General features: G+C 65.0%; 13 protein-coding genes. 3 read left to right on the top strand and 10 right to left on the bottom strand.

Annotated elements, in window-relative coordinates; all coding sequences use genetic code 11:
• Positions 1–2: 2 nt before the first annotated feature.
• From H7F35_RS23300 to surE, 3 genes are read right to left on the bottom strand one after another with little or no spacing between them, the layout of a single operon-like run.
• Entirely contained in the window at positions 3–905 is a 903-nt protein-coding gene (locus H7F35_RS23300; protein ID WP_187108940.1) for a peptidoglycan DD-metalloendopeptidase family protein, read from the bottom strand.
• 11 nt (positions 906–916) lie between these two features.
• Entirely contained in the window at positions 917–1,690 is a 774-nt protein-coding gene (locus H7F35_RS23295; RefSeq protein WP_187108939.1) for a protein-L-isoaspartate(D-aspartate) O-methyltransferase, read from the bottom strand.
• Between the two features lies 1 nt (position 1,691).
• Positions 1,692–2,450, bottom strand: coding sequence for a 5'/3'-nucleotidase SurE (gene surE / locus H7F35_RS23290; RefSeq protein WP_187108938.1), 759 nt, complete (start codon positions 2,448–2,450; stop codon positions 1,692–1,694).
• A 128-nt stretch (positions 2,451–2,578) separates the two neighbouring features.
• Here surE and H7F35_RS23285 point away from each other — a divergent pair, with 128 nt between their 5' ends.
• Positions 2,579–3,565 carry an NADPH:quinone oxidoreductase family protein gene (locus H7F35_RS23285; protein ID WP_187108937.1) on the top strand — a complete coding sequence of 329 codons (987 nt, stop codon included), beginning with the start codon at positions 2,579–2,581 and terminating at the stop codon, positions 3,563–3,565.
• Between the two features lie 84 nt (positions 3,566–3,649).
• Here the strand turns inward: H7F35_RS23285 and H7F35_RS23280 are convergent, their stop codons facing one another.
• The gene (locus H7F35_RS23280; RefSeq protein WP_187108936.1) at positions 3,650–3,994 is read right to left on the bottom strand and encodes an H-NS family nucleoid-associated regulatory protein; all 345 of its coding nucleotides are present in this window, start codon (positions 3,992–3,994) and stop codon (positions 3,650–3,652) included.
• Between the two features lie 468 nt (positions 3,995–4,462).
• On the opposite strand from H7F35_RS23280, the gene H7F35_RS23275 reads away from it, so the two are divergent.
• Positions 4,463–4,786: a hypothetical protein gene (locus tag H7F35_RS23275; protein WP_187108935.1), complete on the top strand. Its 324-nt coding sequence runs from the start codon at positions 4,463–4,465 to the stop codon at positions 4,784–4,786.
• Between the two features lie 76 nt (positions 4,787–4,862).
• Positions 4,863–5,381 (top strand): nucleoside 2-deoxyribosyltransferase, encoded by a 519-nt coding sequence (locus H7F35_RS23270; RefSeq protein WP_187108934.1) that lies wholly within the window; start codon positions 4,863–4,865, stop codon positions 5,379–5,381.
• On the opposite strand, the gene H7F35_RS23265 is transcribed toward H7F35_RS23270, so the two are convergent.
• From H7F35_RS23265 to H7F35_RS23240, 6 genes are all read right to left on the bottom strand, one after another.
• Positions 5,353–5,901 (bottom strand): DUF2514 family protein, encoded by a 549-nt coding sequence (locus H7F35_RS23265; RefSeq protein WP_187108933.1) that lies wholly within the window; start codon positions 5,899–5,901, stop codon positions 5,353–5,355. The genes H7F35_RS23270 and H7F35_RS23265 overlap by 29 nt on opposite strands.
• Complete coding sequence (locus tag H7F35_RS23260) at positions 5,901–6,416, bottom strand: glycoside hydrolase family protein (protein WP_222621964.1); 516 nt, start codon at positions 6,414–6,416, stop codon at positions 5,901–5,903. Before H7F35_RS23260 ends, H7F35_RS23265 begins: the two co-directional genes overlap by 1 nt.
• The gene (locus H7F35_RS23255; protein ID WP_187108932.1) at positions 6,413–6,709 is read right to left on the bottom strand and encodes a holin; all 297 of its coding nucleotides are present in this window, start codon (positions 6,707–6,709) and stop codon (positions 6,413–6,415) included. Before H7F35_RS23255 ends, H7F35_RS23260 begins: the two co-directional genes overlap by 4 nt.
• Positions 6,710–7,004: 295 nt before the next feature.
• Positions 7,005–19,706: a PLxRFG domain-containing protein gene (locus H7F35_RS23250; RefSeq protein WP_187108931.1), complete on the bottom strand. Its 12,702-nt coding sequence runs from the start codon at positions 19,704–19,706 to the stop codon at positions 7,005–7,007.
• A complete protein-coding gene (locus tag H7F35_RS23245; protein ID WP_187108930.1) occupies positions 19,703–20,383 on the bottom strand; it encodes a hypothetical protein in 681 nt (226 codons plus the stop codon). The genes H7F35_RS23250 and H7F35_RS23245 overlap by 4 nt, the downstream gene beginning before the upstream one ends.
• Before the next feature lie 7 nt (positions 20,384–20,390).
• On the bottom strand, positions 20,391–21,962 hold the full coding sequence (locus tag H7F35_RS23240; RefSeq protein ID WP_187108929.1) for a hypothetical protein: 1,572 nt from the start codon (positions 21,960–21,962) through the stop codon (positions 20,391–20,393).

Below are 21,962 nucleotides of genomic sequence, written 5' to 3'. Positions count from 1 at the left end.
CATCACCGGCCGGGCAGGTAACGCGAAGGATCGACGGGCTTGCCTTGACGGCGAATCTCGAAATGCAGCTTCACGCGATCTGCATCGCTATTGCCCATTTCGGCGATCTTCTGGCCCTTCTGAACCGACTGGTCTTCCTTCACGAGCAGCGTCTGGTTGTGCGCATACGCTGTGAGGTAGGTGTTGTTGTGCTTCAGGATGATCAGGTTGCCATAGCCGCGCAGGCCGGCGCCGGCATAGACCACGCGGCCATCGGCGGCGGCCAGCACGGGGTCGCCCGCCTTGCCGCTGATGTCGTAGCCCTTGTTCTTGGCTTCATCGAAGCCCGCGATCAGCGAGCCGCTGGCAGGCCAGATCCAACCGAGGTCTTCATCACCCGAATTGCCGTTGCTGCCCGGACCCGCTGGAGAAGCGGTAACCGCAGCCGGTGGCTTGCTCGCACCGCTGGCGGGTGTAGAGGGCACGATGGCAGGCGGCGGTGCCACTGGTTTCGTGACCGCGCCTTCAGAGCCCGAAGGCGCCGCGGCGACAGCTGTTCCCGAGCCCGTCGGAGGAATCACGCGCAGCACCTGACCGACTTCGATCAGGTCCGGGTTCTCGATGTTGTTCCAGCGAACGATGTCTTGCCAGCGCTGGCCCGTCTCGTTGCCGATGCGGCGGATCGAATCGCCGGGGCGCACCGCGTAGTAGCCGGGCTTGCCGTAGTTCTCGATACCGGCGAGCGGCTTGCCGTTGGCGTCGGTGGTGATGGGCGGGCCACCAGGCACTGTCGCGCTCGGTGCGCGTGTCATGGTGCCGCGGTCTTCGACTGGCGCCGGCCCACGCGGTGCGGCGCAGCCCGCGATCACGAGCACAACGGCCAACGTGACGCCAGCGAACCAACTCCGATTGCCAAAACCCTGCATTTGTTATTCCTTCAAGCGATGCCTGATTTTAGGGGGACAAAGTGGACCGCCTCAAGAACGAGCCGCTCCAGCCCCCGGGGGGTCTTGTCGATGACGACAAGGGCTTGACCACCACTCGCTGAATGGGTCGGGGCCACGATGCGCCCGCCCACGGCAAGCTGCGTGATCCAGGCCTCCGGCACGGCTTCGCCGCCGGCGGCCGCAATGATGCCGGCATAAGGCGCGCCCTTGGCATAGCCGACCATGCCATCGCCCAGCATCAGGTGCACCGTGGCCAGCCTGAAATGCCGCAGATTGGCGCGAGCGCGCTCATGCAGGCCGCGCAAGCGCTCGATGCTGTAGACCTCTGTGGCCACCTGATTCAGCACGGCCGCCTGATAGCCGCAGCCGGTGCCGATTTCGAGCACGCGGCCCAACCGCTCCTGCGGCTTGCCGGCCAGCGCGGGCGCTCCCAGCAGCAACTCGATCATGCGAGCTACCACACTGGGCTTCGAGATGGTCTGCCCCAGGCCGATCGGCAGGCTCGTGTCTTCATACGCCTGGTTGACCAGCGCGCTGTCGACAAAGCGATGCCGGTCCACCGCGCTCATCGCACGCAGCACGCGCGGATCGGAAATGCCCTGGGCCGCGAGCTTCTGGACCATGCGTGCGCGCACGGCATCGGAAGCCATCGAAGGCGTGGTCGGCACCATGGGCTTGACCGGCACGGCAGGCATGCGCCCGCGCGTGGCGGCCGAAGCGGTGGGGGTCAGGCGAACCGGAAAGCTGGGCCGTTGCGTGGCCATGTCAGTTGCCGAGACGGGCCACGGTCTCGCGCCATTGCCCGAGGTTGGCATGGTCGGTCAGGTCAATTTGCAACGGTGTCAAGGCAATGTGGCCGGCTGCGGTGGCATGAAAGTCGGTGCCCTCGCCGCTGTCCTTGGCGCTGCCGGCGCCCGCGATCCAGTACATGGTCTCGCCACGCGGACTGTCCTGGGTGATCACTTTTTCCGCGGAGTGGCGACGGCCGAGCCTGCAGACCTTGACGGGCTTCAGCTCGTCGAAAGGCCGGTTCGGCACATTCACATTGAGCAGGAAGGCGGCGCCGCCGAGCATGCGCTCGCGTTCGATCTGCTGCACCAGCCGCCTCGCGACCTGGGCCGCCGCATCCACATGCGCCCAGCCCTTCTCTATTTGAGAGAACGCAATGGCGGGAATGCCGAACAGATAGGCCTCCATGGCCGCGCCGACCGTGCCTGAATAGATGGTGTCGTCGCCCATGTTGGCGCCGTTGTTGATGCCGGAGACCACCAGGTCGGGCCGATAGTCGAGCAGGCCCTTGAGCGCGATGTGCACGCAATCGGCCGGCGTGCCGGTCACATAGCGAAAGCCGTTGTGGGCTTCACGCACGTACAACGGCGCGGCCAGTGTCAGCGCATTCGACTTGGCGCTGTTGTTGTGCTCGGGTGCAACCACCTCGACATCGGCGATGTCCTTGAGCGCGTCATGCAGCGCGACGATGCCGGGCGCCTGAAAGCCATCGTCATTGGAAATAAGTATCTTCATGGTGCCTCTGGGTGCACCGGATTGTAGGCGTCGGGTGCGTCGCAGCAGGGACAAGGACACCCCGCCGCGCCCCCTATCATCGCCCGCAGTCATTGCCCCAACATTACCCACCCGAAGGAGACCCGAGCATGCACGCATGGCTTTGCGAAAACCCCATTGGCGTCGACGCGCTGACCTGGAAGGAACTGCCGACACCCAACCCGGGCCCGGGCCAGGTGCTGATCGAAATCAAGGCAGCCAGCCTGAATTTCCCCGATCTGCTGATCGTGCAGAACAAGTACCAGATGAAGCCGCCGCTGCCCTTCGTGCCGGGCTCCGAATATGCAGGCGTCGTTCAGGCAGTCGGTGAAGGCGTCACGCATCTCAAGGTCGGGCAGAACGTGGCCTGCCTGTCGGGCACGGGCGGCTTTGGCACCCACACGCTGGCGCCTGCCGCGCTGTGCATGCCGCTGCCCGAGGGCTTTGGCTACGTCGACGCGGCGGCATTCATCATGATTTACGCGACGTCATGGCACGCACTGATGGACCGCGCCCAACTCAAGGCCGGAGAAACAGTGCTGGTGCTCGGCGCGGCCGGCGGCGTGGGCACGGCAGCCATTCAGATTGCAAAGGCTGCCGGCGCCAAAGTCATTGCGGCCGCGTCCACCGATGAGAAATGCGAGCTTTGCCGCTCCATTGGCGCCGATGCCACCATCAACTACACGACACACGCCCTGCCCAACGGTTTTCGCGATGCCATCAAGGCCGCAACCGACGGCAAGGGGCCGGACGTGATTTACGACCCGGTGGGTGGCGATTTTGCAGAGCCGGCTTTTCGCTCGATCGGTTGGCGCGGCCGCTATTTGGTAGTGGGTTTTGCATCGGGGCCGATTCCGTCGCTGCCATTGAATCTGACGCTGTTGAAAGGCGCTTCGCTGGTGGGTGTGTTCTGGGGCGATTTCGCCAAGCGCGAACCCAAGGCCAATGCGCAGATGATGGCCGAATTGGCGCAGTGGTACGGTCAGGGAAAGATCAAGCCCGTGATCGACAGCACCATGCCGATGGCGGAATTGAAAGCAGCGTATGCCCACATGGGTTCGCGCGGCGTCAAAGGAAAACTTGTCATGGTGAACTGAGCGCACAGCACGCCGACACCCAATAAAAAAGCCCGCTCATGCGGGCTTTTTTATTGGGCACGTGCCCAGTTCCGGTCGAGGCACTTACTTGATCTCGTAATCGGAAAGCGACTTGCCGGCAGCCAATGCTTCGGTCACCCAGCGCGGCTTGCGGCCACGGCCACCTGACCAGGTTTCGCCTGTCGGGCCACGGTATTTGGCGGCCGCCTTGGCTGGCGCTGCGCTGGCGCTGCGTTTGACCGCGCCCACACGACCCGCGAGTTTCAGATCGGAGGCCGTCAAACCGTATTCGGCGATCTTCTTGCGCAACTCCTCGATCACGCCAGCGCGTTCATGGTTGCGCAGGTCTTCAGCCTGCTTGCGCAATTGCGCGATCAGCTCATCGTGCTTCTTGATCTGGGAATTGATATCGGCGAGGGTCGAAGCCATTTTTGGACTCCAGAAATTGAAAACGAGTGGATTTTAATTCAGTTTACATTTGCCACAAGCATGTCGCCCGGAGAAAAAATTGGCGATTCATTGGGTTAATGCAACAGCGCGCAACGTAAAGCGCACCAATTTGGGCATTTATATACGGGCGAGGGGAGAAAGAGAGTATGCGGCGCGCTGTCAGAAGCGATAGCCAGATATGACAACGCCGGGACAAGCCCGGCGGTGCAATCCTTTGAATGCTATTGAGCAATAGCGCAAAGGAGATATTTTGGGGTGGCTGATGGGACTCGAACCCACGACGACCAGAATCACAATCTGTGGCGTCAAGCCAACAACGACGCGGGCTGCAGCGGTGTTGATGGGAAGTTTAGCAGCTTTTCGACCTCGATCCGGCGCGGCCTGCAGGACTGCTGTTCCCACATCAGGCCACGCTACCATGCTCATTTTTCATCGAGTCGACGCCCAATGAAGATTGTTTCAGTAAATCGCGTGCACACAGCGAACTCGAACGAGGTAGCGTTCAACGTTCAAGATCCGATTTCGCCAGAGGTTCTGCGGACCGCAAAGCTCCCGAATGGGTTCAAAGTGAACTTTGTCGAAGCCACCGTGATTCGCTGCACGGTCACTTCCGGCATGGGCATGCGCTTCAATAAGAAAGCGATTTCCGAGCTGCATGACGCTTTTTCACTCGCAGACAAGGCAGCTAAAGATGCGGTTGAACGTGCCGCTAGGGAGAGACAAAACACGTTGGATCAAATCGCCAAGGATGCCGATCTCCCTCTCGATTGACCCCTGGAAACTGCGCTTCACTGGCGAAGCGCTTTTCTTTATTTGAGCGGCTTGGCTCGCGCTGCATACTTGCCTGATGCCTCTCCCTCTCTCCTGGCCGCGTGTCTACGTTGCCGGCCCGGATGTGTTCCGCGTCGATGCCGCTGCACACCTGCAGGAGCTGGTGCGGATCTGCGAGGCGCACGAGCTGCGCGCGGTACTGCCATCTGACGACCAGGCGCCGGTGGGCCAGCAGATGACGCCCGAAGAGCTTGCCCGACACATTTATCGCGAGAACATGAAGCGCCTGCGTAGCGCGCGCGGCGTGATCGCCAACCTCGCCCCATTTCGCGGGATCGAGCCCGACTCGGGCACCGTGTTCGAGGTTGGCGTTGCCGTGGCGCTGGGCCTGCCAGTGGTGGCCTACGGCGTGCCACCGCGCAGCTACGCCAGCCGCGTCCAGTCAGTGCGCGACACGCAAGGTGTGCTGCGGGACGCCAGCGGGGCAGCAATCGAGGACTTTGGCCTGTCGATGAACCTCATGCTGTCCTGCTCGACGCACACTGCGCCAACCGCAACTGAGGCGATCAAGGTGATGGCGACGTTGCTGCGGTAACGGCCGGCTCTACCGCGTCGGCGTACCGCTCGCAGATGCTGCCGGCGATGTGGGCACCATCAGCGAACTTTCCCAGCTCGACAAGAGCCGCTCCACTCCCGCCGAGCAGGTTGGCAAGCAGATCGAGGGCGGCTTCGGCTGGCGGGCTTCCGCCGGCAGGGCCGGCCTCTGCGCTGGCTGCACGAACGGCGGCGCGGAAGGTATCGAGTTGCTTGCGCACCCTGCGCTCAGCGTCAGCAGCGCGGACAGCATCAGCGCGGGCAGCTGCAATTTGTTGTTGGCCATCTTTAATCACTCCATCGACGCGCTTGCGCCAGGTCTGTTCTTGGGTGCGCTGCGCGCGCTCGGCCAGGCGGCCGGACTCGGCCACCGTGCTGCGGTATTCAGCCAGCTCCTGCCGAGCCTTGGCCGCATCGGTGCGCGCGCTGGCGCCGCGCGTGCGCTCGACACCTGCCGTCAGCAGCGCAGCGGCCAAGCCGAGGCACAAGGCCCAGAGCATCGGGGTGCGAAAGTCGGGCATCACTGCACCGCCTTGCATTGCTTCTGGGCCGCCTGCCGATCCGCCCAAACGCCGGCGCATCGCTTATTGCCAGGGGTCGAGCAGTCAAAGCCAGCCGCGTACTTCCAGTCGAGGATGGCATCGCAGGCGCCGCTGTAGTCGCCCGCGTTCAGCCGGCGCACGATGTTGGACGTACCGCCCGCCCGGCCACCCGAGCAGAAGTTGAACGCCCCGATGTTGTAGGCCAAGCTGACATAGAGGTCGTATTCCTCTTGGTACAGCGGCGCGGAGACGCATTGCTTCAGCGCCCCCTCGTACTTCTTCGAGTCGGCCAGGGCACGACGCATGGCCACCACGGGCGTCGTTGTGTCGCCGAGTTGCACGCCTTCAGTGGTGCCGAAACCTATCGTTGGCACATCACCCTTGGTGGGGATGACCGCGCGATCGGTATAGCCCTCGCGGCTGACAATGCCAACGAAGCCCGCAGCGCTCAACGTCAGCGCCAGGACGGCGATACGGACACGCTGCGCGCTCACGACAGATCCCCCGCGCCCGTGTCGCTGGATTCGCCGCGCTTCAGGCGGGCCACGCGCAATTCGTGCTCGACACGCGCGCGGTCATCTGCGCGGCGATCCGCTGCGGCGGTGCGGCGGTCGGCCTTCGCCTTGTAGTACCAGTTGACGCCCAGGCCGGCGAGCGCGACGACGATGCCGAAAATGACGGTGAACTCGCTCGAAAGCAGCCATCCGAGAAACGATGTGCCGGCACCGGCATAGGTGGACTTCGAGGCGACGGCAGCCACCCCGACTTCGATTGCTTCCCTGTCCATCAGCTGGCTCCCGCGCACTCGTGCGAGCGCAAGAAAACCGCAGCAGGCGCCGCAGTGATGGGGATGCCGGATACGGCCGGCGCCGTGGATTGAGTGGGCATGGGGTTCCTTGTGGAACCGCGCTACCCCGGTAGGTGTGCCCCGTGTTTATAGAGGGCCAGGCCGCTTCGCTGCAATGGGGGTCAGCTTCGCTTCCAGAGCCACCCCAGCGCAAGAAGCACGACGACGCCGGCGACGGGGTGCGCCGCAAAGGCGACGCCCACCGCGGAGATCGCCACCATCGCGCCGCCCCAGTTCAAACCGCGCCCTCCTGCAGCGCCGCGCGCACATCGCTGCGGATCGCCTTCGGCGCCGACTTCTCGATGCGCTCGGCCTTCGACTGCCGCATCGCAATGACGCGCCGGCGCACGCCCGCCATGTCGATGGTCACAGGGCTGTGCGGGTTCGCCTTGTTCCACGCCAACATGCGACCGCGCACGTCCTGTTGCCTCTCAGGATCGCGCTCGAAAACGGCTGCAGCCATCGAATCGGCAAGTTCAGTCTTCATCAACTTGTTTTGACCAATGAGGTCTTGTTGAGCGGCGTTCGCCTCCTGCACCTGCGCCACCGCGCTCGGCTGGAAGCCAATGGCTTTTACGAGCGCATCGTACCCGTCCGAGTCGATCACTTTGCGGCCTTTTTGGTCCCGGTACATGCCCGTTTGGTACATGTCGAAAGCCTTGGCGACATTGCGCACGGCCGTCGGCGCCGCCGTCGTCAGACCTTCGAGCGGCTTGCCTGACAGCGCTTGGCCCGCGCCTTGGAACGCGCGCTGCGCGAGATCGCCCGCCGGCCCAAGAATCTCAGCGACGTCGCGCCCATAGTCCTGCTTCTTCGTCAGCAAGCCGGTGCCGGGAATCAGGTTACCCATGCCAAGCCGCCCGGCAACATCGATGGGCACGCCTGGCAGGCCAGAGACACCACGCTCCACGAACTTCGCGGCGTCCGCGCCGAGCACGTCGATGAAGAACTGCCGGCGGGCCTGCTTCGACGAGAAGCTGTAGCCCAGACGCTGCATGATGCCGTCGAGCACGTCCTCCGCGTCGCCCATGAACGGCAGCCCGCCAGCACCGCCCATCAGGAACAGCATGGCGAGCGAGAACAGCGCAGCCTTCTTGCCCTCGGCGCCGCCGGTCGTGGCCATCCGATGAAGCAGCTCCATGTAGCTGATGCTGTACTGCTTGAACGTGAACAGCGTGCCTCCGATCGCTCCCCGCGCCCACTGCGGCTTGTTGCCCTTGTTGTAGACGAACTGGGTGTCACGAATCGCTTCTTCCGCGAAGCGCGCAGGGTTCTCGATGCCCTCCGCCACGGCCGTGCGGAAGGCGGCGATGAAGGTCACGCGGCGGTTGAATTGCTCGGCGGCCGCGAAGGGCTTGCCCCACGCCAGCGCGATCTTCGAGACCACGTTTTGAGCCTTGGCGCTCAGATTGCCGGCCACGGTCCCGTCGCCGGCACGCAGCGCGCCGCGCCCCTGTGCCTGCGCCATGAGTTGGTGCACCTCCTGCGGCGCAACGATGCCCTCTTCCTCGGCCTTCTTCAGCGCCGCGTCGAGTCGAGCGTCACCAGTGGACTTCTTCAACACGTCGGCCAGCGCACTGCGCATGCGGCCGGCGGCCTTGAGCGCGCCGCCCCACTGGCTCAGGTACGGCATGGTCACGGCCACCGGCTGTGTCATGTTGACCATCGCCGATGCCAGCGAGCCGCCCAGGTACTGGGTGAACAGCATGCCGCGAAGCGCCTGCGCTTCTTCCTGCGGGTTGCGCACGTAGTCAGCCAGCTTCACGGCCATGTCCTTCAGCTCGCCATCCGTCTTCGGGATGTCAGCGGCCGCCTGGTTGATCTCGCCCGTGTGCAGGTTGGTCGAGGTGAGCCGCGCATTGGAGTAGATGAAGCCCGCGAGCACACGGCCGGCGTCTTCGTTGTAGCCAGCGATGCCCTTGCGCTCGATGAGTCGCTTCATGGCCGAGCGGTTCGCCTTCGCCAGCTTCAGGTACTGCTGGAACATCTGGTGCTGGGCGTCTTCGCCCTGCGACTCCAAGCCGACCATTTCGCCGAACAGCTCAAGCGTCTCCGGCGTGATTCCGCTGAATAGCTTGTAGGCCTGCTGGGAAACTGTGCCCTGGGTGATCGTGCCGGTCGGGTAGTTCTCGCGCATGCGCCGCGCCATGCGGTTGGCCTCGGCCCGCGACTCAAACATGCCGAAGTAGGCGCGCTCGCCGGCTTCGTCCAGCACGTCGACCGTGTAGTTGCCGAAGCGCGAGAGCGGCGCGTAGCCGCGGTCAATCAGGCTCTTCGCCCGGTCGGCCTTCTCGATCATCTTGTTCGCGGTGTCGATCAGCACCTCGGCACGTGCAGGCGTTTCCTCGGCCATCGCCAGCAGGTGATCGCGCAGCAGCACGCCGGCGACATCGGCAGAGCCGGAGTCCATCGCGATGTCGCGCATGGCGGCCACGTCCTTGCCGCCGAAGCGCAGCATCTCGCTGATGGTCACGCGGTTGAGGCTTTGGTCGACCGCCGCACGGAACTCCCGGTACAGGCGGATCTGCTCCGGGGTGGAGCCGAATGTCGCCTTGAGTTCGGCATCGGTGAACACCGTGCCCGGCTGCAGGAAGGCCGCCTCGAAGCGGTTCCTCACCGCGCCCGTGTAGACGTCGAGCGCGGAGGCCTGCCAGCGCTGCAACTGCTCGGGCGACACGAGCCGCTTTCGCAGGAGCATCTGCGCCTTGTCCTCACTGCTCAGGGCTGCATAGCGGGCTTCGAGGTCGGCCATCTTGACGAGCTTGCCGTCGGCATCGCGCGCCCAGGTGAGCGTGCCCTCGAAGATCGGTGCCGCAATGGCCTTGGTGTCGTCGGCGGAAATCGGGCTCTTGCCGATGTCACGCCAGGTCTCCAGCTTCGGCAGCAACGAGGGAGCCAGATCGGCCGCCTCGGTGGCATAGGCCGACACGTCACTCAGGAAGGTTTGGACCGCATCGAACACGCGGCCGAACTGCGGCGAGCGCTTCGCGAGGTTGTGCATGGTGCCGACCGTCTTGTGCCACCACCCAACAGCGCCGGGGGCGTCGAACAAATCGGAAACGGCTTGAGTCGCCTTCGCGCGGAAATCGCGCGGATCGTTCAGGCCGTCTGGCTGAGCTGCCTTGGAGCGGCTGTAGAAGATTCGGTCGCTCGGCTCGGCGTCCCCAAGTTGGGGTGATTGCGCGAGTAACCCTCCCAGAAGGCCAGCGGATCGCCCGTCCGAGCTTCCGACTCCGCCGCCTGCTTCGCGAAGGAGGGACTTGAAGACAGCACTTCGCGCCACAGTGCGCCAACCCGCCTGTGCTCGGCCCGCCATGCTGCCAGGGCTCTTTCTTGCTCGCTTGAGAGATTCTCCAAGTCCAACAGCCAACTGCCCTCGGGAGAGGGGTCGGCCGTTGTCTGTGCGGAAGAATGTGCCATCTTGAGGATTGAACGCGACCACGCTGGCCGCCGGGAAAGCATTATCCATCGCGGCCACCGACGCGGCAATCATCCGCTCGATGTTGCCCGCATGGTCTCCGTAGACCCACTTCAGCGCTGGCACGCCCTGTCCGCCCTTCACCTGGTCGGGATGCGGCGCAAGGTGCGCGGTGGTGCCGTACTTCAAGGCACTCGAAATCATCTGCTCCAGCCGGCGGCGCAACGCCACGTCGCTCAGGCCGGCGGGGTCGCCGATGAAGATCCGGCCGGTGTTGTGCGCGAAAGCAGCCGCCATCGCGTAGACCTCGGCACCGTACACCCCTTCTTTCATCAGCGACACGTCGATCCACACGTCGCCCGTGGGAGGCACGTCCTCTGGGTTCTCGCCCGGCCGCTCGGTGAGCTGGCCGTTGAGTTCGCCATCCACCACGTCATAGCCGTACAACTGCTTGCCGTACGGGTTCGGGTCACGCACCATCAGGCGCGCGCTGCTGCCGTCGGGGGTGGTGATCTGGTAGTCGGTGCGCCCACCGAACGGCTTCATTTCGCGCACCTTGAACTTGTCGTTGATGTCGGCCGCAACACCGGCCACCGTCTTAGCTGCCGATCTCGGCAACGCAAACAGGTCGTCGGCCTTGCTCAGTTCACGCAGAGCGGCGGAGTCCTCCGATTCGCCCAGGCTGAATGCAGCAGCAAGGCTCGGCGCTTTGGCCGGCGACTTGCCCCGCTGCACCCACCCGCGGGCGGGCAGGATGAAATCGCGCACGATCTCGGCATCGCTCAGTTCCAAGCCCTTGTAGGCGGCAAGATTCCGGCGCAGCCAGGACCGGATGGCTGCGATTGCACGTTGCACGAAGCCGAGTTCAGGAGTGGTCTGAGCCAGCTCGGCCAGCACCTCTTCGGCTGCGATGAGACGGTGTTGCGGGTCGTTCATGTCCAACCCGTACTCGCGAGCCTTCGCCGCCACCTCCGCGCGCCGCAGGCTGGCCAGTTGTTGCAAGATTGGCAACAGGTCCGCACCGAAGGCGCCCCGCAACCCAAAGTGCCCCAGCGATTCGTGGAACAACACCCGGGCCACGTCCTCTTCGGTCGCAAGCTGGCCAGCGACGATGAACACGTCACCTTGGAAGAAGAAGCCTTCGGGTTCGCCGCCGGCCCCCTGCGAGCGCTGCGCCGTGTTGGCGTCGCGCACTTCGTTCGGCACGTTGGCATGCTGAAGGTCCGGCACGACCACCACACGCGGGGCGTTCTTCCACTTCGCCGTGATCGCATCGACAACGCGCTGCGCCGCGTCGACCGTCATGCCCGCCCCTGAGCCGCGGCTGAAAGCCGGCGCGTCCGGCACGGCGGGCGCGGCCGTAGGGCTGCCCTTTCCGTTCAGGCGGGCCAGCACCGCCTTGTGCTTGGCGCGCGCATCTTCCAGCTTCGGCTCGTCGGCCCAATCTCCTTGCGATTCCGTCGCTTCGAGGTCGGCCTGTTCCTTCTGCGCACGCTCGAGCTGCGCGCCAAGATACTGCTGCTCGCTGGCCATGCTGTTGAGCATGTTGTCGACCATGCGGATGACCTGATCGGGCGCCCTGCCGGTGTCGGCGATGCTGACGTCATTGGATGCGACGACCTTGCCCCCTTGGCTCAGGGTCACGTCCAACAGCACCAGACCGCCCTTGTCGAGCGAGCCCTCGACCGCCACGTCGAAGCCGGCGATGGCGCCGAGAGGTTTCTCCTGCTGATCGGCGATGGCGTCGATCACCCCTTGGCGAATCGCGGAACCGATACGGGTGCGCCGGCGGTATTCGTTGCTGCCCACGCGCCACACGATGGGGTCCATGTCACCACGGATGTCGGAGAAGGCCTCCGCCAGCGCCGCGCGCGCCGTGTATTGCTCGCCGTCGATGGTGACGTCAATCGGTGCTGCGCGCTTCGCGACGTTACCGTCCTTGTCGGCAGTCTCCACCGTCGCATCGGTCTTGTCGCGCAGGTAGCGCTGGGCCTCACGCCAATCGGTGTATTCGGTGCCGTCGATGGTGGCCTTGAAGTCCTCCAGCTGGGCAAGTGCATCAGCCTGGTAGGCCTCGACCTGCTGCGCCAGCGCTCGCCCCTTCTCCATCTTCTTCGGCAATTCGACCAACCGCTCGGCATTGCGTCGGCGCCGCGATTCAAGTTCGTTCTTGCTGGCATAGAAGGCCCGGCCACGCTGCTCCAGCTTCTTGACCTCCGTGCGCAACTGGATCTCGTGCAGCAGGTCGATGTTGCCGGTGGCCGCCGCCTGCATCTCGCCGGCCGACAGTTCCAGATCCTCGAAAGCGTTATCGACTTCGCGCCCGACCTTCCGCATGCGCAGCTGATTGATCATCTTCAGCTTCGTCTCTTGCGTCTGCCACATGCGCATGTCCAAGGTGTCCTTGGTGACGTAGGCCAGAATTTCCACCTCGAAGTCAGGGATCTCGTTCATGAGAACGTTGCCCTGCCGCAGGACGCGGCCCTCGCGTTGCTCGACGTCCGACGGTCGCCACGGCACATCGAGGTGATGCTCGGCAACCACGCGCTCCTGCACGTTGGTTCCAGCACCCATCTTCGCGGTCGAGCCCACCACCACCCGGATGTCGCCGGCGTTGACTTTGCGGAACAGCGCGGCCTTCTGGTCGTCGGTGTTGTAGTCGTGGATGAAGGCAATCTCGTTCTCGGGGATGCCCTTCTCCACCAGCGCGGCCTTCAAGTCGTCGTAGACGCTGAAGCCGCGCAGCGCTGCCTGCACCGCACCCAGCCAGTCGCCACCCTTCGAGTCGAGTTCTGCCTGTGCGGCTTCCGCATCCTCCATGATGGCGAGTGCGGATTCATTGCCCAGCGCGGCCGACGCCTGCACGTCCTCGTTGCCGAGCGCGACGCGCTGCTGCAGCGCCTCGTACTCCTTCAACTCCGTCTTGGCGTGCTTGATCGGCGTGCCCAGGTCGGAGAACACCAGCTGAGTGCCCTTCCAGGGCGCAAAGCGCTGGTAGCGCTCCAGAATTCGGTCCGACGCGGCATCGATGCGGCCACCGGGCTCGCGCTCGGTGACGGTCGGGTCGACAAGGCGAATGTCCATCGCGGCCTTGCGCCCGTCGCCCATGATGACGAGCACGTTGTCCTCGCCCTTCTTCGGCGGCCCGCGACGTTCCTCGACCTTCTTGGCGCGCGCAGCAAGCTCCTTCATGTAGGCCTCTTGCGCGGGCGTCTTGTTCAGGCTGACCGGCGTGCGCCGGTCGTTCTTCAGCTTCGGCAGTGGAAACTCGGCGCCGGCGTTTTCCTCACGATAGGCCGCCTTGATGTCGTCCATCGTCACGGTGTCGCACACCTGGTCGAACATCTTCAACAGCTCGGGGGTGTTGACGAAATTGCTCATCCGGCTGGAGGCCTTGAAGCCATCGCCCGACGGCTTTTGCATCCACACCTGCTCGACGCTGGCGAAGGTGTTGGCCCAGGCGTCGAACGACTCGAAGCCCAGCTCCTGCATCTTCCCGGGCATGAGGTATCGCATCATGTGATACATCTCGGCCAGCGAGTTGGACACAGGCGTGCCGGTCGCCGCAACGACACCCTGATCGCGCCCGTTCTTCGCGAAGATCTGGTTGATCTTCACGTACATGTCGTAGGCCCGCTGCGAGCCCGCCGGGTCGCCCAAGCCCTGCACGTTCTGCATCTTCGTGCTGAACATCAGGTTCTTGTACATGTGGAACTCGTCAACGAACAGCTGGTCGACGCCCAGCTGCTCAAAGTCGAGAAGGTCGTCCATCGGCTTGTCGCGCAGCGCCTTCACGCGATTCTCAAGACGCTCCTTCAACGCTTCCAACTGTTTGACGGTGCGCTTCTTCAGCGGCCCGTCGCCATCGCCCTCTCTCACGAGGTTGATGGTTGACACGATCTTTGCCACCTCGCGCTGGTTGAAGGCGGCCTCAAATTCGGGCGCGGGCTTGATGAAGCTGAACGACGAGTGCGCTATCACCACCGCATCCCAGTCGCCCGTGGCGATCTTGGCGAGGAATTTGCGCCGATTCGCCTTCTCGAAATCCTTCTTTGTCGCGGTCAGCACGTTGGCGCCGGGGTACAGGCGATAGAAGTCGGCAGCCCACTGCTTCACCAGATGGTTGGGCACGGCCACCATGTTCTTGTGCGCCAGGCCGGTGCGCTTAAGCTCCATCGCGCTAGACACCACCGTGAAGGTCTTGCCAGCACCCACCACATGATCGTAGAGCGCCGTGCGGTCCTGCACAGTGCGCGCGATCGCGTCGCGCTGGTGCCGGCGGAACTTGATAACGTCGTCCGGCACCTTGCCCGGGAAAGTCATCATCGAACCGTCATACACCCGAGTGACGTAGTTGTTGTTGGTGTCGTTGTAGGCACGCACCAAGGTGTCGGCGCGGTCGCTGTCTTTGAAGAGCCAATCGCTGAACTTGTCGCGCAGCTCGGTCGCCTTCACGTTGGCCGCCTCGGTGGCCTCGACATTGGTATGAGTCTTCCCTTCGGAATCCCGGTAGGTCACCTTGATGGCCCGGTTGTTCAATAGGGCCGAGAGGATGTCGCCGCCGCTCGTGTGCGGCGTGCCCCACGTGTTGTTCCAGGCCACGGTGTTGCCCGGCCGGACGTCGATCTGGTAGGAGCTGTTGAGCTTCAGGTACCGCACCTTTGCGGTCGTGCCCTCGCCAAAAAGCTCTGCGGCGAACGCCTCGTAGACGGCTTCCGGCACCCACGGCGAGCCCACGCGCGCCGAGATCTCGTGCGCACCGACGTCTGCCGGCTGCACTTCCTCAAGGGCCTTGGTGTTCGTGAACGCGCCGGCGGCCTTGGCCTGCGCCAGCTTCGCCCGCACGTTGCCAGAGAGGTAGGCGTCGCGGAGCACGTATTCGTCGGTTGCAGGGTCGCGGAACAGCATCGGCTTGTCGCCGGTGCTCAGCTCCTGCAGCACGTCGTCGGGCTCGCGGCCGAGCAGCTTCCCGATGTAGGCGGCATCCAGCCGCCCGCGCTCGGCCATCGACACGGCCAGCGCATCGGCGGGCGTGTCCACCTTGCGCACCGCCGTGCGTGCAGCCACCACGCGGCGCTCGAAGATGGGCGCCTTCTTCGCCGTGCTCTTCGTCGGCTTGACGCCCTGGCGCTTAGCCGCCACCGGCCCGATGCCTGGCGTGTAGCCGTGCTCCAGCGATGCCAGCAGCGGAAAGTCCGGGTCGTCGTCGAACACACGCAGCGTGCTGGGGTCGTTGATGAGCCCGTGATCCTTGCGGTAGGCGTCGTACTGCGCGTTGAGCGTGGTGCGCAGTCGCCCCATCGCCTTGTCGTCGGCCATTTCGGCGGCGATCAGGCCGCGCACTGTGGTGCGCATGCTGGCCAGCGCCTTGATGCGCGCGAAGCCGCTCTCGCCCAGCGTGGTCTTCTCGGTCCACTGAGTCGCCGGCGTAATCTCCACCGCGCGCGCCTCGCCGCCCAGGTCGGGCAGCCGCTGCATCAGCTTCTCGCCCTCGTGGAAATAGCCGCCTTCGCTCACCGTGGGGTTCTTGAGCGCGACAACGGCCGCCTGCGCCTGCGACGCACTGCCCGTGTCCGCGATGGACTTGTAGATGCCCTCCGGCAGCTTCTGCACCGCCTCGCGCAGCAGGGCGAGCGTGTCTTGTCCTTCACGCGCCACCAGCGCCGGGAAGTCGGGCCCGTACATGCTGCCGAAGGCGCCGTACTCGCCGAGCATCATCGAAGGGTTGTCGATGAAGTACTGATTGAGGGCAACCTGCTTGCCGCGGGAATCGGTGTAGGTGCCCGTCGCCATCCAGCGCTTGGCATCCGCGCGCGCGGCCTTGCCGCCGATCTCCGAGTCGGGGCGCTTCTGCAGGAACACGATGTCCGTGGTCACGTCGGTGCCGGCGTTCTTCGCGAAGGCGTTGTTCGGGAGACGGATGGCACCCAGGAACACCGTGCGGTCGCTGATGTAGCGCCGCGCAGCATCGGCCCGCGCATCGAGGAACGAATTCGTGACCACCTGCGCCAGCACTCCGCCCTCGCGCAGCATGTCGACGGCCTTGCCGAAGAAGTAGTTGTGCAGGCTCAAGCCGGACAGGTGCTTGCGGCCGCTGCGGTCGGTCTGAGTGTCGGACGCGAACGGGGGATTGCCCACGGCCGCGTCGAAATAGGCGTCAGTGCCCTTGAACTCGGTGAAGTCGCCACGTTGGACGTTCTGACGCGGATACAGCTGGCGCGCGATGGCGCTGGAGATCGGTTCACGCTCGATGGCAGTGAAGCGGCCGGCGCTGCGCATGTCGGCGGGCATGAGACCGATGAAGTTGCCGACACCTGCGCCGGCCTCCAACGTCTTACCACCAGTGAAGCCGAAGCGGCGCAGCGCCGCATAGATCCCGTCGACGATGATGGGCCGCGAGGTGTAGTGCGCATAGCGCGTGGAACGCCTGGCGTCCGCAAGGTCTTGCTCCGACAGCAGGGCCTTCAGTTCAGCGTGCTCGCGGGACCAATCCGCGTTGGCAGGGTCGAACGCCTGCGGCAGTCCACCCCAGCCCACATACTGCGCAAGCACGCGCTGCTCGGCGGGGGTTGCGAGTCGGCCGGTGGCATCCAGCTCGGCGACGAGGCGAATGGCCGCGACGTTGTTCTTGAACTTCGTCTTCTGACCACCCTCGCCCAGGCCGAGGTCGTCATCAATCGTGAAGTCCTTGGCTTCGACCTGTGGCGCCGCAATGGCCGGCGCGTTGGGGGCGGGGTTGGGCCCGCCCTCGAGGTTCAGTCCCGAAGATTCGGGTCGAAGTCGCTCAGCCCGCGCATCAGGTCGCGGTGCGCGCGGTACCCTTCGGTTTCCTTCATCTTTGGCAGTTGCTCGGGTTCCTCGGGCAGGAACAGGTAAGTCTCGCGTGTCTGCTCCCACGCTTCCTGATGCGTCGCGCCCTGCCCTGTCAGCACCCGCATCGCTTCGCTCGTCGCTTCCGCCGCTTCCGTCAGCGCGTGCTCCAGCGTCCCCGCCTTCTCCAGGCGGGCGTACATCTTCGGCAGGTGCTCTTTCCAGTGCTCCCGTGCCTGTGCGATCCAGGTTGCGTGTTGCATCTTGTCCATTCTCTTTGCCTCCAGTATCGGCGCTCGCTGGCGCCGCTTCAATGCTGTCCAGATTCACAGCTTCGACGGATGCCGCGCCGTCCATGCCGTCAAGCGCCGTGGCGCGCGGGTCGAACTTCACCGCCATGTACAGCTGCTTGAGGTAGGGGCGGATGCCCTCGCCCATGTCGTCCAGCATGGCGCGTGCGTAGGCCGCGAAGGTGCGAGCGCCCTTCTCGATGTGGTAGCCCGCCAGCGTGATGCCGTCCTGCAGCAGCTCGGGGTCGATGCCGCTCATCGGCGTGCTCAGCTTCGCCTTCATGCGGGCGCGTGCGGCGGCCGCTGCGCCCTCGGTGAAGATGGTGTTGCCCTTCGGCGTCTTCGGTGACTTCACGGGCTCGGGCGCCGAGCCCTTGCTCAATTCGGCCTGGCGGATTGGCGCGGCGAACGCCTGCATCTCGTTCTCGATGCCGTAGGTTGCCTGCACGCCGTCCGCATAGGTGATGTGCGCAGGCCAGAAGCTCTGGCTCATCCTGAACGAGGCCAGTTCCTTGCCGGTCTTGTCGTAGACGATGTAGGTGCCCTTGACCGCCTGCCGCACCGAAAGGCCGGGCGTGCGCTCGGCAACGTGCTCGCCCTTCGGATTCTTCGGCACCGGGCCGTCATCCGGTTGGATGCCGGTGGGGCGCGAGGCCGGCACGGCCGGCGCAGCGGCACCGTCGGAGGTCTCCGCGCTGGGGAACTGCTTGACCTCTTCGATGAGCTTCGAGATCGGCGCGTCCAGGCGGATGGCCTTCACCGGCTCGCCCGCATCGCGCTTGGCGAGCCACTGGTGGTGCCCGTCCAGCACATGCCCATCCGCCGACACGAGGATCGATCGGTCGCCCCCCTCGAAGGCCTTGGCCTTGTCCACGCGCGCGGGCGAAAACTCTGCCTGCGTTGGCTTCAAGTCCGTTGCGGGGATCTCGACCTGCTCGTGCGCGATGCCGCGCGCGTTCAGGAAATTGACCATTGCGCCACGATGTTCGGCTTTGATCTGCGGCATGTCGGCGCGCGGCACGCCCCGCGTGCCCGAGTCGGGCGCGAAGGCGGTCCACTCGCCATCGATCTTCTTGCCTGTGAGATCGCCCGCGGCGGCGGGGGCCGACGACTCGACGGACCCGACAGGCTCAGCGGAGGCGTGCTTCTCGCGAATGAACCAGCCGCCGTCCTTCTTGAAGGTATACGGGTCGATGGCCGACGCCTCTTCCTTGGAGAGGTCCGTGCGCACCACGCCGCGCAGCACCTTGCCACGGCCCGTGGTGTGCTCCACGATGGAAGCCTGCGGCACGGCTTCTGGCTCAGCCGCGGCGGCCGGCGCGGTAGCAACTGTTAAGGATTCCTGAACAGTTGGACGCACAACGAACCCGCCCTTCACGGCCACGACTTCATGGCCGTCGCCCGCCTTCTTCGCGGCATTGACCGCCGGCAGCTTGATCGTGAACGGCTTGCCCTGCTTATTCAGGATGTCGCCATCGAGAATGCCGGCTGCCGCGCGCTCCTTGGCGGTGCGGCGCTCGTCGCGCAGTGCCTCGCCGGCGGTGTATTCGGCGGTGCCCTTACGAGCCAGCACGAATCCACCATCGACGGGCGCGGGGAGCGCGTCGATGGTCGCGCCTCGCGCCTTCTGCTCTCGGCGAAAGTTGTTGGCGGCTTCGTAGGTCGGGAAGACTGCTGGCGCTACAGGTTCTGCGGCAGCGAGCTGTTCAACGGCAGGCGCATCAGCTTGCTCAAGGCCGACGGCCGCCCCTTCGCCCAGCACGCCCGGCGCCACGCTGCCAGCCACTGCGGGTTCGACAGCCGGGGCATCAGCATTCGATAGCTGCGCTCCACCCGCACCGGGAAGCTGTTGGCTGACTTCATCAGCCGGCGTTTGATCGATCGCACTTTCATTCGAGATTCCTTCGGGATTGACGGTGGCCGCAGCACGCGCAAGGGCACCTGCGGGTTTTGGTTGGACATCCAGCACATCGGCGTTCGCAGCGTTGGCCGCCTTCGTGAGGGGGCCGCGCTCCAAGATGGTCCCGACGCGCGCGGCGACGCTCTCGCGCAGCGCCTGCCGCTGATCGGTGGTCTGAGCGACGCCGGCCTGGTCGACGGTGATCGTCGGCGCCGGCAGGCCCAGCACTGGCGGGACCGGGGGCGGAGTCAGGAGCGGTTCGTTGGCGGCCGGGCCGCGATGCCTGCCGCCAAGCACATTGGCACCACCGCCCATCGCAGCGCCGCTCAAGAGGCCCAACACGGCGGCTTGATCCACGCCTTCATCGAGCGACTTGCCCAGTGCGGCGTTCTGGAGCACCTGCTCCTGAATAGACTGCGGCAGCTCTTCGAGCACGCCTTCGGACAAGGCGCCTTCCAGCACGCGACGAACGACACCCTTGGCAGTGGCCGGGTTCTGCACCGCGCCCACCAGCATCATGTCGACGTCATGGATCCCGAGTGCCTTGGCAACCTTGTTGCCCAGCGCACCGAAGGCGGCGGTACCAGCACCAGACAGCGCAGCAAGCCCAGATTGCGCCGGCGTGAGCAGCCCGTCGGGAGTCTCTTGCCGAATCTGCTCTGCGGCGCTGCCACCGCCCACCACACCTTCGCCGATTGCGGCGGAGCCGACGGCGCCAAGGCGCGGCGCGGCGCGGCGGCCATCACGCCACGACCCACCACACCGCCCGCCATCATCGACGGCAGCGACTCCACCACCGTATGGCCGATCACGGACGGGTTCTGTAGCGCGGCAACGAACTTGCCACCGAAGCCCTGGGCGTCGTTGACGTTCTTGAATGCCTGCTTCTGCTCGTCCGAGTACTGCTCGTCGAGGAAGGCCTTGGCTTCCTTCGGACGGAAGCCGATGTTCTCCAGCGTCTTGCCTACGCGGCCGCCGGTGGGGATGTCAGCCAGCCCGACAACGGACTCGGGCACGCTGATCGCGCCCTTGAGCGCCGTGATGCCGACATCGCCAGCAACGCGCGCCCAGGAACGCGGCTTCTGTTCTGGTTCGGGCGCCGCGTCGGGCTCGATCTGCTGGTACTGGACTCCCGAGCTGACGAGATCATCAAGCGTGGTTTCGCGGTAGGACGGCTTGGGCTTCTTCTTTGCCATGAGGACCTTATCTGGATGGGCGAACAAATGCGGCGGTTGCCTCGGGCGGCAGCGCGCTCTGGTATTCGGATTCCGCTTGAGCCACTGCGGCCCGCGCTTGATCGAGCTGTGCGGCGTATGCTTCGCGAGCCTGTTGGCCAGCGGCAAGCCCGGGGGCGGGTCGGCTGCGCAAGGCGGCCAGGTTGGCGCGCGCGGCGTCAACCCGACTACCGGCGTCATCAGCAGGAGACTGGGGTACAGGCTGCCGGATCGGCGCCTGTGCAGGCGGCGCGACAGGCCGGCCAGCTGCGGCCATCGGCGCCGAGGGCTTGGCGCCTGGCGCCGCGCCGGGAGGCTTGAACCCCCATGCATCCAGCGCCTCAGGCGTCAACCCGAGCTTCTGCGCCTTGTCGTAGCTCGCGGCGTATTGCGCAGGGTTGGATCCGGCAGTGCGAAGCTCCCTTGAGACCGTCTGTTGAACATGTCGATTGGAGTTCTCGCGGGAAGCCGCGTCTTCCATCTGTTGGTAGACATCCTGTGCGATCTTGGCTTGCTCTTTCGGGGACATGGGCTTGCCGGACACGGCCGAGTTCTCGGCCGCCTTGCTGGCCTGTTCCATCGCTACCGCACGTGCCTTCTTCACATCGAAATTGCCGAGCGGATTGAAGGGTTCTGCACCGTCCGCGCCAGCCGCTTTGCCACCACCGCCCGCGCCTCGCATGTCGATCTTTCGGCCCGCGAGCCCTTCCATAGCCATGTTGTGGCGCTTGGTTTCGTCGCGGTTCTCCTTCTTGTCGCCTCGGTCTTCTTCGCGGTTCTTCTCCGTGGTGTAGTGCGCCATGCGAGCTTCGGGCGTGATCGTCTGGTCGAGCATCCACGCGGCCTGCACAAGGCCGTTCTGATCGTTGGAGAAAGCCGGTAATCCGGGAATCGGACTGGCCTTGCCGTCCTTGTCCAGGGCTGCGTAGGTCACGGTCTTGCCGTCCGCGCTCGGCACCACGGACACCTTCATGCCCGCCATCGCGCCAGCCTCCGAGCCGGTCGCGAGCTGTGCCAAGCCAGCATGCCCACCGCGCATCGCCTTGCCGAGGTCGCGCTTCCAGCGCTGATCCGCGAGCTGCATGTTCTGCAGCTCGGCGGCACGAGTGCTCTGCTCCAACGCCATCGCCTTGTCGTGCTGTCCCAATCCTCGATAGGCCTGCACAGCGCGTTGGTTCACGGCCTCCGGGGAGTTCTGCCGTGTCACCTCGGCTTCGGCCGATCCGCGATCTCCGAAGGACTTGCCGGCAACGATGAAGCCTCCCTGCTGCAGGCCCTGATTCGGCAGCGCCGCGTTTTCCGGTAGCCCAACGTCGCGGTTGTCCATCTCCGGCGGCTTGACCGCCCCGCCCGCCCCTTCGACCAGCGCGATGGGCCGGCCGGCGTCCTTCAGCGCTGTGCGCTCCGCCTGCTGATCCTGCAGCTGCTGACGCATGGCTGCACGCTGCTCATCGCGCCACGCCTTCTCGTCCTTCCGGTCCTGAGCGTCCTCGGTCATTTGCGCGCCACGGAAGTAGCCGTTGACGCCTGCTTGAAGAGCAGCACCCCATCCATCAGCCAT

Origin of the sequence: Variovorax sp. PAMC26660 (assembly GCF_014302995.1) — a bacterium.
Lineage (GTDB): Bacteria > Pseudomonadota > Gammaproteobacteria > Burkholderiales > Burkholderiaceae_C > Variovorax.
The sequence above is the reverse complement of the archived record's forward strand: the minus strand, read 5'-3'. Positions and strand labels throughout refer to the sequence as shown.

Bases quoted from the DNA above. Each gene is read 5' to 3' on its own strand.
- H7F35_RS23250 (WP_187108931.1), bottom strand. From the start codon at position 19,706: ATGATGCTGGTGGGCGCGGTGCAGAACCCGGCCACTGCCAAGGGTGTC.
- H7F35_RS23265 (WP_187108933.1), bottom strand. From the start codon at position 5,901: ATGCCCGACTTTCGCACCCCGATGCTCTGGGCCTTGTGCCTCGGCTTG.
- H7F35_RS23280 (WP_187108936.1), bottom strand. From the start codon at position 3,994: ATGGCTTCGACCCTCGCCGATATCAATTCCCAGATCAAGAAGCACGAT.
- H7F35_RS23295 (WP_187108939.1), bottom strand. From the start codon at position 1,690: ATGGCCACGCAACGGCCCAGCTTTCCGGTTCGCCTGACCCCCACCGCT.
- H7F35_RS23300 (WP_187108940.1), bottom strand. From the start codon at position 905: ATGCAGGGTTTTGGCAATCGGAGTTGGTTCGCTGGCGTCACGTTGGCC.
- surE (WP_187108938.1), bottom strand. From the start codon at position 2,450: ATGAAGATACTTATTTCCAATGACGATGGCTTTCAGGCGCCCGGCATC.
- H7F35_RS23240 (WP_187108929.1), bottom strand. From the start codon at position 21,962: ATGGCTGATGGATGGGGTGCTGCTCTTCAAGCAGGCGTCAACGGCTAC.
- H7F35_RS23275 (WP_187108935.1), top strand. From the start codon at position 4,463: ATGAAGATTGTTTCAGTAAATCGCGTGCACACAGCGAACTCGAACGAG.
- H7F35_RS23245 (WP_187108930.1), bottom strand. From the start codon at position 20,383: ATGGCAAAGAAGAAGCCCAAGCCGTCCTACCGCGAAACCACGCTTGAT.
- H7F35_RS23270 (WP_187108934.1), top strand. From the start codon at position 4,863: ATGCCTCTCCCTCTCTCCTGGCCGCGTGTCTACGTTGCCGGCCCGGAT.
- H7F35_RS23255 (WP_187108932.1), bottom strand. From the start codon at position 6,709: ATGGACAGGGAAGCAATCGAAGTCGGGGTGGCTGCCGTCGCCTCGAAG.
- H7F35_RS23285 (WP_187108937.1), top strand. From the start codon at position 2,579: ATGCACGCATGGCTTTGCGAAAACCCCATTGGCGTCGACGCGCTGACC.